Annotated in this window: 13 protein-coding genes; 11 read left to right on the top strand and 2 right to left on the bottom strand. The window is 62.9% G+C overall.

Features of this window, described 5'->3' with window-relative positions; genetic code table 11:
• Position 1: 1 nt before the first annotated feature.
• On the bottom strand, positions 2 to 1,042 hold the full coding sequence (locus AC07FD_RS04865) for a Gfo/Idh/MocA family protein (protein WP_478348881.1): 1,041 nt from the start codon (positions 1,040 to 1,042) through the stop codon (positions 2 to 4).
• Positions 1,043 to 1,229: 187 nt separating this feature from the next.
• On the opposite strand from AC07FD_RS04865, the gene AC07FD_RS04860 reads away from it, so the two are divergent.
• The 10 genes from AC07FD_RS04860 (at position 1,230) to AC07FD_RS04815 (ending at position 11,454) form a co-directional block, all read left to right on the top strand.
• Positions 1,230 to 2,489 carry an ABC transporter substrate-binding protein gene (locus tag AC07FD_RS04860; RefSeq protein WP_478348880.1) on the top strand — a complete coding sequence of 420 codons (1,260 nt, stop codon included), beginning with the start codon at positions 1,230 to 1,232 and terminating at the stop codon, positions 2,487 to 2,489.
• A 101-nt stretch (positions 2,490 to 2,590) separates the two neighbouring features.
• Positions 2,591 to 3,478 (top strand): carbohydrate ABC transporter permease, encoded by an 888-nt coding sequence (locus tag AC07FD_RS04855; RefSeq protein WP_478348879.1) that lies wholly within the window; start codon positions 2,591 to 2,593, stop codon positions 3,476 to 3,478.
• 29 nt (positions 3,479 to 3,507) lie between these two features.
• Complete coding sequence (locus AC07FD_RS04850; RefSeq protein ID WP_478348938.1) at positions 3,508 to 4,362, top strand: carbohydrate ABC transporter permease; 855 nt, start codon at positions 3,508 to 3,510, stop codon at positions 4,360 to 4,362.
• A gap of 64 nt (positions 4,363 to 4,426) precedes the next feature.
• Positions 4,427 to 5,470 (top strand): SIS domain-containing protein, encoded by a 1,044-nt coding sequence (locus AC07FD_RS04845; RefSeq protein WP_478348878.1) that lies wholly within the window; start codon positions 4,427 to 4,429, stop codon positions 5,468 to 5,470.
• Entirely contained in the window at positions 5,470 to 6,399 is a 930-nt protein-coding gene (locus AC07FD_RS04840) for an ROK family protein (protein WP_478348877.1), read from the top strand. The genes AC07FD_RS04845 and AC07FD_RS04840 overlap by 1 nt, the downstream gene beginning before the upstream one ends.
• Before the next feature lie 4 nt (positions 6,400 to 6,403).
• Positions 6,404 to 7,495, top strand: coding sequence for an ABC transporter ATP-binding protein (locus tag AC07FD_RS04835; RefSeq protein WP_478348876.1), 1,092 nt, complete (start codon positions 6,404 to 6,406; stop codon positions 7,493 to 7,495).
• A gap of 208 nt (positions 7,496 to 7,703) precedes the next feature.
• Positions 7,704 to 8,702, top strand: a complete 999-nt coding sequence (locus AC07FD_RS04830; RefSeq protein ID WP_478348875.1) for an ABC transporter ATP-binding protein — start codon at positions 7,704 to 7,706, stop codon at positions 8,700 to 8,702.
• 7 nt (positions 8,703 to 8,709) lie between these two features.
• Complete coding sequence (locus AC07FD_RS04825; RefSeq protein ID WP_478348874.1) at positions 8,710 to 9,579, top strand: ABC transporter permease; 870 nt, start codon at positions 8,710 to 8,712, stop codon at positions 9,577 to 9,579.
• Positions 9,576 to 10,370, top strand: coding sequence for an ABC transporter permease (locus AC07FD_RS04820; RefSeq protein ID WP_478348873.1), 795 nt, complete (start codon positions 9,576 to 9,578; stop codon positions 10,368 to 10,370). The genes AC07FD_RS04825 and AC07FD_RS04820 overlap by 4 nt, the downstream gene beginning before the upstream one ends.
• Positions 10,371 to 10,407: 37 nt before the next feature.
• A complete protein-coding gene (locus AC07FD_RS04815; RefSeq protein WP_477413912.1) occupies positions 10,408 to 11,454 on the top strand; it encodes an extracellular solute-binding protein in 1,047 nt (348 codons plus the stop codon).
• A 76-nt stretch (positions 11,455 to 11,530) separates the two neighbouring features.
• Here the strand turns inward: AC07FD_RS04815 and AC07FD_RS04810 are convergent, their stop codons facing one another.
• Complete coding sequence (locus AC07FD_RS04810) at positions 11,531 to 12,232, bottom strand: GntR family transcriptional regulator (RefSeq protein ID WP_478348872.1); 702 nt, start codon at positions 12,230 to 12,232, stop codon at positions 11,531 to 11,533.
• Between the two features lie 144 nt (positions 12,233 to 12,376).
• Here AC07FD_RS04810 and AC07FD_RS04805 point away from each other — a divergent pair, with 144 nt between their 5' ends.
• Positions 12,377 to 13,261, top strand: coding sequence for a fumarylacetoacetate hydrolase family protein (locus tag AC07FD_RS04805; RefSeq protein ID WP_478348871.1), 885 nt, complete (start codon positions 12,377 to 12,379; stop codon positions 13,259 to 13,261).
• The last annotated feature ends 2 nt before the right edge of the window (positions 13,262 to 13,263 follow it).

Raw genomic sequence — 13,263 nt, 5'->3', positions numbered from 1 at the left:
GTCACCCATCCGCCCTGATCTTTTCCCAGACGCCCGTTCGCATCGAACGGTAGCAGGCGTCAATTACGTGGTTGACGATGACGCCATCCTCGAAGGTTTCCAGTGGCGTCGTCCCCGCCGCGAAGTGTTCCACAAAATGCCGCATCTGTTGTGAAAAACCGTAGGCTCGGGTCTCCTCGGGCACCGGATAGACCCAGCCGGTCTCGGAATCCGCCTTCTCGACGAGGTAGCCCACCGGCTTTTCGATAAAACCCCAGACCGGGCCGACGGATGTGTCGGTGACGATGCGGCCGGCCGAGCCGACCAGTTCGTGGCGAAGCTGCATGCCGCCTTTTTCGATCCACGACGATTCGATCGTCGCGAGCTGGCCGCCGGCGAATTTCAGCAGCGCGATCGCCGTGTCTTCCCCGGTTGTCTTATCACCGTGGACCAGCGTCGCGCCCCACGCCATCACCTCGGTGATCAAATTGTCCTTGCCGAAGAAGTGGCGGGCGCTTTCGACGGTGTGGCAGCCCATGTCGAGCAGGGCGCCGCCACCGGCGAGCTCGGCGTTCCAGAAATGCGGCGCGTGCGGCCCCGAATGTGCTTCCCGGGCGCGCATGGTGAGGAGATTGCCGATGCCGCCCGCCTGTATCATCTGGTAGGCCTTGGCGATGTTGGGGGAAAACACGGCGCATTCGGCATAGCCATGCCAGATGTCGGCACGCTGGACGATATCGAGGATTTCCTGCGCTTCCTTGCCCGTGCGTGCCAATGGCTTGGTGCAGATGACGGCCTTGCCGTGCCTTGCAGCGGTCCTGACGGCTTCGAGATGGATCTCGTTGGGCAGCGCGATCACCACGAGCTCGACCGCGGGATCGGCGCACAGGGCGTCGATATCCCTGTGGGCGGTGACCTTTGGACCCCACTTTTTCGCGAAGGCTTCGGCGCGCTCGAAGCTGCGCGAGGAGCAGGCCACGAGTTCGGCGTTGCGTACGTCGAGCAGTGAGTCCGCATAGGTCTCGGCGATGAAACCCGAGCCCAGAATTCCAACTCCAATCATCAAGTCCTCCCAAATTTCTTGCCGTCGGTTTGGTGGTGCCCAGTCCGGACAACGACCATACAACAGGAAAAGACAACACAATACCACTTGTCACAACATGTATCAGTAGGTATGGTCCCAGGCAACAGTGCAAAATCGTGAATCCACACGGGGCACCATCTTGAGGGAGAGCAGGAAAATGCGTTCCATGCGTGTATCGATCCCGCTGGCGGCGACGCTTGGCGTGATGTTTTCAGGCGGCGTAGGCGCCGCTTTTGCCGACCCGGTCACCATCACCTTGAACAGCTGGCGGACCGAGGACATCGCGGTCTGGCAGGACACCATCCTGCCAGCCTTCGAAGCCAAGCATCCCGACATCAAGGTCGAATTCGCGCCGATCAACACCAATGAATACAATGCCGCCATCCAGTCGCAGATCGAAGGCGGCGCCGGCGGCGACCTGATCACCTGCCGCCCCTTCGACGTGAATCGCGAATGGATCAAGCGCGGCTATTTCGAATCCCTGGAAGGGCTGGCGGGCCTGGAAAACTTCGACAAGACGTCCCGCGCCGCTTGGTCGGGCGCCGACGACAAGGCCTACTGTCTGCCCGTCGCCGCCGTGCTCGCCGGCTTCTACTACAACGCCGACATCTTCAAGGAACTGGGTTTGAAGGTGCCGACCACCAGCGCCGAGTTCATCGATGTGCTGCAGGCGATCAAGAAGGACGGCCGCTATACGCCGCTGGCTTACGGCTCGGCCGAATCCTGGCAACTCGCCTATAACGGCCTCTACAGCATCGGTCCGGCCTACTGGAAGGGCGAGGAGGGCCGGCTCGGCCTGATCGACGGCAAGAAGAAACTGACCGACCCCGAATTCGTCGATGCCATCGCCTTCTTCGAAGCCTGGAAGCCGTTCCTGCCGGCCGGGCAGGAAAGCCTGAACTATGCCGACATGACGCAGCTGTTCACGCTCGGCAAGGCGGCCATCCTCCCGGACGGCTCATGGGACATCAACCAGGCGACCTCGACCGGCCTCAATATCGGCGTGTTCGGTCCGCCGGTGCCGAAGGCGGGCGACCAGCGCTACCTACAGGAAATGCCGGACATGGGCATCGGCATCAATGCCAAGAGCACGCACAAGGAAGCGGCCAAGACCTTCCTCGACTGGGTCGCCGGCCCCGAATTCCAGGAGCTCTATGTCAACGCCGCCCCCGGCTTCTTTGCCATGAGCAGCAAGCCGGTCACCTACAAGAACAAGCTGGCGCAGGATTTCGCCGACCTCAAGAAAGGCGCTGAGCTGACACCGCGGCTGGCGCTGGATCGCCTGAGCGCCGGCACGCCTCCGCTCGACGACGAGACCTGGCGTCTGCTGCAGGTGATGTTCACCAAGTCGGACGTCACCCCGAAGCAGGTCGCCACCGAGCTTCAGACCGGGCTCGCCTCCTGGTACGGACCGCAGAAGAAGTAATCCGGGAACGCCTTGCGCATGTCTTGCCAGCCGGCGAGGCATGCGCGAAGCCTTCGGGCACGCCGGCACATTCCATGCCGGCGTGAACAAGAGGTCATCAATTGATATCTCCCGCTGCCGCCTACAGAAACCTGTTGCTGTTCGTGCTGCCGGCCCTGGCCGTCTACCTGGTCTTTGCCGTGCTGCCGCTGGCGACCTCGATCGTAATGAGCTTCTTCCAGACCAGTGGCGCCTCTGGCGACACCTTTGTCGGCCTCGCCAATTACGAGCGCCTGTTCACGCATCCGACGATCAGCGCCCGCTTCTGGAACGCGCTTTTGAACAACATGCAGTATTTCGCCATCCATCTCGTTGTCGAAGTGCCGATGGGCCTGCTGCTGGCGGCGTTGCTGACGTCGGGAAAACTGGCACGGTCGGAAGGCATCTACCGCACCTTGCTGTTCATACCGGCGACGCTGTCGGTGGTCATTGTCGGCTTCGTCTGGCGCCTGATCATCAACCCGCTCTGGGGCCTGGTCGGTTTTCCGCTGCTGGGCACGGAATCGACCGCACTCACCACGATTTCGCTGATGTCGGTCTGGCAGTATTTCGGCATTCCGATGGTCTTCCTTTACAGCGCCCTGCTGGCGGTGCCCAACGAGCTCGTCGAAGCCGCCAACATCGATGGCGCCGGCGGCTGGACGACGTTCTGGAAGATCAAGTTTCCGCTGATCGCGCCGCAATTCGGCCTGATCGCGATCCTCACCTACATCTGGACGTTCAACGGCTTCGACCTGGTGTTCGCGCTCAACGGATCGGCGCCCGGTCCCAACTACAGCACCGACATCCTCGGCACCTATTTCTACCGGACCTTCTTCGGTTCGAGCGGACAGCTTGCCGATCTCGATCTGGGTGCCGCGGTCGCGACGATCATCTTCCTCACGGTTCTGTTGGTGACATCGGTCTATTTCTGGCTGATCCAGCGCCGCCTGAAATCCTATTCGGTCTAGGAGCTGATATGAGCGCCCCGGACCTCACCATGCCAGTTGCCCGCCGCCGCCAGGACCGCGAACCCTGGACAATCGAACGCATCATCGTTCATGCGCTCTTGATCCTCTTTGTCATCCTTGCGATCGGACCGGTGCTGATCGTCATCATCAATTCGCTGAAGACGACACCGGCGATCTTCGGTGGCCCGTTCGACCTGCCGACGGCCAAGACGTTCAGTCTCGAAGGATACAAGCGGGTCTTCACTCGCGGCAATTTCATCGTCAACTATCGCAACAGCCTGATCGTCACAGTGACGACGATCGTGCTCACCGTAGTCCTGTCGACGCTCGCCGCCTTCGCCCTGGTCGAATATCGTGTGCGGGTTGCCTCGCTGCTCGGCGGGCTGTTCGTGCTCGGCATCATGTTGCCGATCCGGCTCGGCACGATCCCGCTCATCCAGATGATGCTTGCCTGGAAGCTGATGGATACGCTGGCGGCCCTCATCCTCGTCTACACCGCCATGAGCATCCCGATCGCGGTGACGCTGATGGTCACCTATTTCCGCACCGTTCCGACGGATCTCAAGGAAGCAGCGCGCATGGATGGCGCGAGCGAGCTGCGCACCTTCTGGATCGTGCTGCCTTTGGTCAGGCCCGGCCTCGCCGCGGTGGCCGCGCTGACCATGCTGCCGGTCTGGAACGACCTCTGGTTCCCGCTGATCCTGGCTCCAAGCCGGCAGAACCAGACGGTGACGCTCGGCGTGCAGCAATTCGTCGGGCAGTTCATGAACGACTATCCCGCACTTCTCGCCGCGCTGACGCTTGGCGCGGTGCCACTCGTCCTGCTGTTCACTCTGTTCTCGCGGCAGTTCATCAGCGGCCTGAGCAAAGGCTACAGCAAATAACCCGGCGTCATGGCCGACAGATTTTCACAAGACTTCTACAATTTCGAAATGATGGAACATCAAGATGCAGATAGGCAAATACATCCGCCGGCAGCCTTCGACCCTGACCGGGCTGCCCGCCGCCATCGGCGCGGATCTGGATCGGTTCGCCAGCCTGCGCCAGAAGCCGCAGCGCATCGTGCTGCTCGGCACCGGCTCCTCGATGAATGCGCTGCTGGCCGGCGCCGAGGCGCTGGAGGAGGGCACCGGGGCGTCTGTGATCGCCAAGGAGCCGGAGGCTTTCCTGCGCCTGCCGCCCAAGCCAACGGACCAACGCACGTTGGTTCTGGCGGCCTCGCAGTCCGGCATGAGCATCACCACGATCGAAGCGGTACGCCTGGCGGTGGCGCGCGGGTTTCCCACACTTGTCATTACCGGTGAGGAGGGCAGCCTGATTACCGAGGCCGGCGCCGAGGTGATCGTCATGCCGATCGGCCCGGAGACGGTCGGCCCGAAGACCATGGGCTATACCGCCACCGTCATCTCGGTGCTGGCGGTTGCCGCCAAGCTAGCCAACAAGACGGTCGATCTGTCGAAGCTTCTCGAACAACTCGAGCAGACAGCGGAAACCGGTCTCGCTGCAGCGAAGGACCTGATCACCCGCTTCGGCGTCCCCGATTACATACTGGTCGCTGGACAGGCGACGCATCTTGGCACCGCGTTGGAGGCATCGCTAAAGATTGCCGAGATCAGCGGCGTGCCGACAGCCGCCTTCGACACGGAGGAGGCGTTGCATGGGCACGTCTATGGCACGACGGACAACAGCCTGGTGATCGCCATCGCGCAGACCGAGGCCGAGGCGAAGGTCGCCGCCAATCTTGGCGAGGCTCTGGCCGAACTCGGGCCGCGTACGGTCGTCCTCAACCTCTCCGGCCATCCGACCCGCTTCGACCTCGATGTCAGCTGGCCGACGGCGGCGGAGCAGCAATGGCTCGCCGGTTGCTGGGCGCCGATCCCGCTGCAATGGTATGGCTGCGAACTGGCGATCGCGCGTGGCATCGATCCGGACAAGATGATCTATCCCAATCTCGGACGCAGGCTCAACGTGCGCATCCGCAAGGAGGCCTGATGGTAACCGCGATCGGAATCGACATTGGCGGCAGCCTGGTCAAGCTCGGCGCCGTCGACGGTTCGGGTAAGGTGCTGGCGCGCGGCGCTGTCCCGGTACATCGGGATATCGAGTTTGCGGATTTCGTCCATCTGGTCACCAAGGCCACCGAAGAGCTGACGCGGCAGTATCCGGACATCACCGCCATCGGCATTGGTGTGCCGGGCACGCCAAATCCCCAGACCGGTATGCTGAATGGCCGATGCCCGGCGATCCCGGCACTGTTGAAGGGTTCGCTGTCGAAACTGTTCGGCATTCGCTTCGGCGTCCCGGCCATCGTCCGCAACGATGCCGTCTGCGCCACCCATGGCGAGATGCGGCACGGCGCCGGCCGTCCCTTCTCCCGCTTTGCCCTGCTGACGCTCGGCACCGGCATTGGCGGCGCCATGGTCATCGACCGCAAGGTGATCGACGGCCCGGACGGGTTGCCGCCACAGCTTGGCTGCATCTCGCTCGATCCGGCCCGCACCGACATTGCCGATCCGGTGCCTGGCATGGTCGAGAACCTCGCCAGCGCCCGCGCGCTCGTCAATCGCTATCGCCAGCTCAAGCCGGACACCGACGCCACCAACGCCGAGACCGTCTGCGATCTTGCCAAAGAAGGCGATCCCATCGCGCTGCAGGTCGTTGACGAGGTGGCGCGCTGGCTCGGTCAGATGATCGGCATCATGTCGAACATGCTCAACATCGAGGCGGCGATCATCGGTGGCGGTCTGGCGCTCGCGGGCCCGTTCTTCACCGACCGAATTGCCCGCAATGTCAGGGATTTCGTGCTGCTCAAGCCCGGCCGGCCACCTTTGATCGTGGCGGTGGAGCATGGCAATGACGCCGGCGTGATCGGAGCGGCGGCACTGGCGCTCGACATGTTCGCGCCCACGGCAAGGGAGTAGCGCCATGGCCGACGTCGAACTGAAGAAGGTTTCGAAGAGTTTCCAGAATCTGAAGGTGGTGCACGATATCGATCTCGATATCGCAGAGGGCGAATTCGTCGTCCTCGTCGGGCCGTCCGGCTGCGGCAAGTCGACGACGCTGCGCATGGTGGCGGGACTGGACAGGCCGAGCGGCGGCGAGATCCATATCGGCGGCAGGCTGGTCAACAACGTGCAGGCCAGGGATCGCGACATCGCGATGGTCTTCCAGAGCTACGCGCTCTATCCGCAGATGACGGTCGCGCAGAACATGGCTTTCGGCCTGCGCATCCGCAAGGTGCCGGACGGCGAGGTGACGCAGCGCATCGCTCGTGTCGCCGACATCCTCGACCTCAGCGAACTCCTGCAGCGCAAGCCGCACCAGTTGTCCGGCGGCCAACGCCAGCGCGTCGCGATGGGCCGCGCCATGGTGCGGCAGCCGAAAGTGTTCCTGTTCGACGAGCCGCTCTCCAATCTCGACGCCAAGCTCAGGGTGAAGATGCGCGCCGAGATCAAGAAGCTGCACCAGATGGTCGCCACCACGACGGTCTACGTCACCCATGACCAGGTCGAGGCGATGACGCTGGCCGACCGCGTCGTGGTGATGAACAAGGGGCGCATCGAGCAGATCGGGCCGCCCAACGATCTCTACCATGAACCGGCCAGCCGCTTCGTCGCCGGCTTCATCGGCAGCCCCGGCATGAACTTCTTCAAAGTCCGCCTGGAGGCGCGCGGCGACCGGCTCGCGGTCGTGCTCGGTGATGGCACCGCTCTCGCCGTCCCGGCTGCCCGTACAGCACGCTATGCCGGCCATGTCGGGCGCGAACTCGAACTCGGCCTGCGTCCAGAGCACATCACCGAGCAGCGCGAGCGGCCCGACGTCGTCGACATCAAGGCGCCGGTCGAGGTGGTCGAGCCGATGGGCATGGAGACGCTGCTGCATGTGCTGATCGCCGGCGCGGAGGCGACGGCGCGCATCGATCCCGCTTCGACGCCGAAGCCCGGCCAGGTGGCGACGCTCTCGCTCGGCATGGCTCATATGCATCTGCTCGATCCCGACAGCTGCAAGGTGCTCTGAGCTCCGTTGGATATCGACACAACATGGCCAAGGGCCTGGCCGAGAGATCACGGTTCCCTGCCACACTTTCGCGTGTCAGAACGCAAAACAATATATTATTTGTTGACAAATATAATTTTGGAGCGAATTTTTAGGAACGGTTTCGAATGACCGTGATGGTTCCCAGCAGGCACCGCCATCTCACCGCAGTCCCAGGAATTTGCCGGTCATGATCGACATCCAAAGCGTGTCAAAGTCCTTCTTGACCAGGGACGCCGATCCTGTCCGTGCGCTGAACGAAGTCAGCCTCGAAATCTTCGACAATGAGTTCTTCACCCTGCTTGGCCCGTCCGGTTGCGGCAAGACGACCCTCTTGCGGCTGATAGCCGGCTTCGAGGCTCCAAGCTCGGGCGCCATCCGCATCGCCGGCAGCGATGTCGCCGCCTTGCCGCCGCAGAAACGGCCGGTCAACACGGTGTTCCAGAGCTACGCGCTGTTCCCGCATATGAGCGTCGCCGAGAATGTTGCGTTCGGGCTGGAAATGCAGAACGCGCCGAAATCGCTGATCGACGAGCGGGTCAGGGAAGCACTGGAAATGGTGCGGCTCGAAGGCTTCGCCACGCGCCGCCCGGCGCAACTGTCGGGCGGCCAGCAGCAGCGCGTCGCGGTGGCGCGTGCCCTTGCTCCGAAGCCGAGCGTGCTTTTGCTCGACGAGCCGCTGTCGGCCCTCGACCTCAAGCTGCGCAAGGGCATGCAGAGCGAATTGAAGCGGCTGCAGCGCGAAACCGGCATCACCTTCGTGCTGGTCACCCACGACCAGGAGGAGGCGCTCGCCATGTCCGATAGGATCGCGGTGATGCGCAGTGGCGACGTGCTGCAGGTCGGCACGCCGCGCGACATCTACGACAATCCGCAGGACCGCTTCGTTGCCGATTTCATCGGCGAGTCCAACCTGCTGCCGGGTGCAGCGCTTGGCCGCGACCCTGCAAAGACGATCGTCGTGCGTCCCGAACACATCGTCGTATCACCGGCATCCGATCACGCCACAGGCCACGCCAGAGGAGCGGTGTCAGCCATCACCTTCCTCGGCTCCGACACGCTCTACGAGATTGTCCTGGAAGAGGGAGCAAGGCTGCAGTCGCGCTCGCGCGGTGGTGCGGCATTCGCGACAGGCGACAGGGTCGTCGTCGACTGGGCCCGCGACGTCGAACGCGAACTGGCGACCTGAGGCGGCGATGGGTCCGAACCGCACCTACCTGCTGATCGCACCCGCCATGCTGGTCATCGGCATTTTCATGGTGCTGCCGCTGTTCCTTGCGGTCGCCTATTCGTTCATGACCGCCAACCCCTATGGCGGCGTCACGGCGCCGGCTACATTCGACGCCTATCTCCAGTTCCTGTACCAGCGCGACTTCGACGACAGCCTGGTGTTTTCGCCGAGCTATGCGCTGATCATCCTGCGTTCGATCTACCTCGCCATTGCCACGACCCTCATCTGCCTGGTGCTCGGCCTGCCGGTTGCCTGGTACATCGTCTACCAGACACCGGAGCGCCGCCGGGTCCTGCTGTTTGCCGTCACACTGCCATTTTGGATCAACACGTTGATCCGCACCTATTGCTGGATCCTCATCCTGCGCGACGAAGGCCTGGCGAATGGTGCGCTGCGCCATGCCGGCGTCATCTCCGGTCCGCTGCCGCTGCTCTACAATGACGGGTCGATCCTGCTCGGCCTCGTCTACACCTTCCTCCCCTTCATGGTGCTGCCGATCTATTCGACGCTGGAGCGCATCGACCCCAGGCTGATCGAGGCCGCGCACGACCTCTATGCCAGCCGCGCCGCCGTCTTCCGCCGCATCGTCTGGCCGCTGGCCAAACCCGGCGCGCTGGCCGGCGCCACGCTTGTCTTCGCGCCGGCGCTCGGCTCGTTCCTGGCGCCCGACCTGCTTGGCGGCGGCAAGAAGCTTTTGATCGGCAGCCTGATCCAGATGCAGTTCACCTCGTCGCGCAACTGGCCGTTTGGGGCAGCACTTTCGACCGTCGTGACGGTCGTCCTGCTGACGGTCTTCGTCATCCGTTCGCGCAAGGCACAGGAGGGGCGGCGATGAATGGCGCAAAACCCTTCGACTGGCGGCATACGCCCGGCCTGTCGGCCTACACCGCTCTCATATTCCTCTTCTTCTACGCGCCGCTGCTGATCCTGGTGATCTATGCCTTCAACTCGAGCCGGCTGGTCACCGTGTGGGCCGGCTTCAGTTTCAAATGGTTCGTGGCGGTCGCCAACAACGGCTCGATCCGCGACGCCGCCTTCAACAGCGTCATCATCGCGATCGTCGCCACCATCGCCTCGACGGCGATCGCCACGGCTGGCGCGCTGGCGCTGGAACGCGGCCGGCTGCGCTTCGGGCGCAGTGCGGCAACGGCGCTGATCGCGATGCCGCTGGTGGTGCCGGAGATCGTCGTGGCGATCACCACACTGATCTTCTTCTCCGGGCTCGGGATGCATCACGGGCTCATCAACCTGATGATCGCCCACACCGTCTTTTGCATTCCGTTCGCGCTGCTGCCGATCCAGGCGCGGCTGCGCGACATGGGCGGCACGCTGGAGGAAGCCGGCCGCGACCTCTATACCGACGAGTGGCGGCTGTTTCGCCGCGTCACGCTACCCTTGTTGGTCCCGGCGATCTCGGCCGGCGCCATCATGGCATTCGTCGTGTCGCTCGATGATTTCCTGATCTCGATGATGGTGTCGAGCGCCGGCTCGACCACCTTACCGGTCTATATCTACGGGATGATGCGGCTTGGCGTGACGCCGGAGGTCAACGCCATCTCCACCATCCTTCTTGCCGTTTCCATCGTCTTCGTCGCGGCGGCGCTGCTCGTCGGACGACGCAAATAAGCTTGCCTAGAAATAAGAAAACCAGAGGAGAACGACCGTGACCAAATGGAAAGAAGGACTTTCAGGAATTGCTTTGGCCACCGCCATCATGGGGGCCATCACCACCACGGCGCTCGCCGGTTCCGGCGAACTGCACATCTACAACTGGACCGACTACACATCGGACGAAATGATCAAGAAGTTCGAGGCGGAGACCGGGATCAAGGTCACCATCGACACCTACGATTCGAACGAGACCGCGCTCGCCAAGCTAAGCTCGGGCGCCGCCGGCTACGACGTGATGATCATCAGCAACGACTTCGTGCCGATCTTCGTCAAGCAGAAGCTGTTCCAGGAGGTCGATGCGGGGGCGATGCCGAACTTCAAGAACGTCGATCCGAAATGGCAGCACCGGTCCTGGGATCCGGATGCGAAATACACAGTGCCATGGGTATGGGGCACCACGTCCTATTCGGTCGACACCGCCGTCTACAAGGGTCCGACCGACAGCCTGAAGCCGCTCTTCGATCCGCCCGCGGAACTCAAGGGCAAGGTCGGCATGTTCGGCTCGCCGACCGAGGTGATGTCGCTGGCGCTGGTGTATCTCGGCAAGGATCAGTGCAACAGCAATCCAGCCGACCTGAAGGAACTCGATGCTTTGCTCGAGGCGCAAAAGCCCTTCGTCAAGGTTTACAATTCCGACGGCATCGTCGAGCGCCAGGTCGCCGGCGAGACGGTCATGCACGAGCAGTGGTCGGGCAAGGCGCTGGCGACACGCCAGCAGAAGTCGACGGTCAAATACGTCTATCCCAAGGAAGGCGTTGTCGGCTGGATGGACAATGTCGCCGTGCCCTCGACCGCGCCCAATGTCGACAACGCCAAGAAGTTCCTCAACTTCCTGATGGATCCCGAAAACATCGCGCTGCAGCAGAAATACACCGGCTACCAGAGCGCGATCGCGGGCTCCAACAAATACCTGGCGGCGGATATTGGCGGCTCGCCGGAGTTCAACCCGCCGGCCGATCTGAAGATCTCGTTTGCGCCGTCATGCGACGAGAAGGCGATCCGCGCCTACGATCGTATCTGGACCAATCTGCGCCAATAGGCTCATGACGCAAAACGCCGCCCGTTCGCACAGGCGGCGTTTTTACCTCCTGTCCGAGGACCTCGAAAATGAAGCGCTACGCCCGCACAATTGTCTCGCGCGCCGGCAAGTCATCGGCTTCGGCCGCCAGCAGGATGTCGGTGGTCACCGCCAGATGCGCCGCCAGCAATTCGGCTGCCTTCTCGGCATTGCGGTCGAGCACGGCATTGGCGAGCTCCTGATGTTCCTTGCTGATGTTGCGGGCATTGGGTGCCAGCGAGACCGAACGGCGGCGGTAGCGCTCGCTCTGGTCGTAAAGCTGGTCGCGCAGGCGCAGCAGCCAGCGGCTGTCGCAGCCGCCCACCAGTGCCTTGTGAAAGGCCGCATGCGCGGTCGCCCATTCGTCGCTCGAATGCACCGGATGATCCGGTGTGTGCTCCGGCGTTCGCGACAGCCGGTGCAGGGCCGCGACCAGCTGCGATTCCCAGGCGACGTCGCCCACCTCGATGGCGCGGCGGATGCACAGCGTCTCGATCTGGATGCGCGTCTTGGTGAGGTCGACCAGATCCTCGGCCGAGATCGGTGCGGCGCGGAAGCCGCGTTGCGGTTCGGCCACGACAAGGCCCTCGGACGTCAGCCGCGACAGCGCCTCGCGGATGGCGCCGAGGCTGACCGACAGCCTGTCGCACAGTTCCTGCACCTTGAGCCGGCTGCCCGGTGCGATGCGGCACGACAAAAGGTCGGCGCGCAAATCCTCATACGCGCCCTGGGTGAGATTGATCGAGCCTTCCCTAGCCATTGGTTCGCCCGCGGCCGAATCTGTCCATCGAATGCCCTCATACATTATCCCAGGCAGGAATCAGAATGCAAAATAATATATTCTATGTTGACAGATATATAATTTCTGAACAAAGTCCAGCCTTCACAAGCGAGGATGTGGCCAGTGCGATTTGCAGCCTATAAATCGCCGCGGGGACCCGGACTGGCAATCGCATTGCCGGCAGGTGAGTTCCGCGGCATCGACGAAAGCGATGCGATGTTTCCCGGACGGCTGGAGGAACTCATCGCCGAAGGCGCGCAGGCGCTGCAGGCGGCAGGCGAGCGGCTGGCCAGCGGACGGCGGATCGATCCTCAATCGGTCGAGTGGCTGCCGCCGCTATCGGCGCCGGGCAAGATCATCTGCGTCGGCCTCAACTATGTCGACCATTCCATCGAGAGCGGCTTCGTGCCGCCGAACTATCCGACCTTGTTCGCCCGCTTTTCGACCAGCCTGATCGGGCATGGCGCGGCCATCCGCCGTCCGGAGGCCTCGATCCAGCTCGACTACGAGGGCGAGATGGTGGCGATCATCGGCAAGGCCGGCCGCCACATTGCCCCCGGCAAGGCACTGAGCCATGTCGCCGGCTACTCCATCTTCAACGACGCCTCGATCCGCGACTTCCAGACCAAGTCGCCGCAGTGGACCGTTGGCAAGAATTTCGACGGCACCGGATCCTTCGGGCCGATCTTCGTGACATCAGACGAATTGCCGCCGGGCGGCAAGGGGCTGCGCATCCAGACGCGCCTCAACGGCCAGGTCGTCCAGAACGCCTCGACCAGCGACATGATCTTCGATGTCGCCTCGCTGATCTCGATCATCAGCGAAGCGATCACGCTCGAGCCGGGCGATATCCTCGTCACCGGCACGCCGTCCGGCGTCGGCATGGCGCGCCAGCCGCAGCTGTTCATGAAACATGGCGACGTCTGCGAAGTGGAATTGGAAGACGTCGGCATCCTGTCCAATGTCGTTGCTGACGACGTCATCTCTGCGCAAGCCGTCAACCAATAACC

The organism is Mesorhizobium waitakense (genome assembly GCF_056431085.1).
The sequence above is the reverse complement of the archived record's forward strand: the minus strand, read 5'-3'. Positions and strand labels throughout refer to the sequence as shown.

What these genes read in the sequence shown, in the direction of transcription:
- AC07FD_RS04865 (WP_478348881.1), bottom strand. Translation starts at nt 1,042, where the DNA reads ATGATTGGAGTTGGAATTCTGGGCTCGGGTTTCATCGCCGAGACCTAT.
- AC07FD_RS04860 (WP_478348880.1), top strand. Translation starts at nt 1,230, where the DNA reads ATGCGTGTATCGATCCCGCTGGCGGCGACGCTTGGCGTGATGTTTTCA.
- AC07FD_RS04850 (WP_478348938.1), top strand. Translation starts at nt 3,508, where the DNA reads ATGCCAGTTGCCCGCCGCCGCCAGGACCGCGAACCCTGGACAATCGAA.
- AC07FD_RS04845 (WP_478348878.1), top strand. Translation starts at nt 4,427, where the DNA reads ATGCAGATAGGCAAATACATCCGCCGGCAGCCTTCGACCCTGACCGGG.
- AC07FD_RS04840 (WP_478348877.1), top strand. Translation starts at nt 5,470, where the DNA reads ATGGTAACCGCGATCGGAATCGACATTGGCGGCAGCCTGGTCAAGCTC.
- AC07FD_RS04835 (WP_478348876.1), top strand. Translation starts at nt 6,404, where the DNA reads ATGGCCGACGTCGAACTGAAGAAGGTTTCGAAGAGTTTCCAGAATCTG.
- AC07FD_RS04830 (WP_478348875.1), top strand. Translation starts at nt 7,704, where the DNA reads ATGATCGACATCCAAAGCGTGTCAAAGTCCTTCTTGACCAGGGACGCC.
- AC07FD_RS04825 (WP_478348874.1), top strand. Translation starts at nt 8,710, where the DNA reads ATGGGTCCGAACCGCACCTACCTGCTGATCGCACCCGCCATGCTGGTC.
- AC07FD_RS04820 (WP_478348873.1), top strand. Translation starts at nt 9,576, where the DNA reads ATGAATGGCGCAAAACCCTTCGACTGGCGGCATACGCCCGGCCTGTCG.
- AC07FD_RS04810 (WP_478348872.1), bottom strand. Translation starts at nt 12,232, where the DNA reads ATGGCTAGGGAAGGCTCGATCAATCTCACCCAGGGCGCGTATGAGGAT.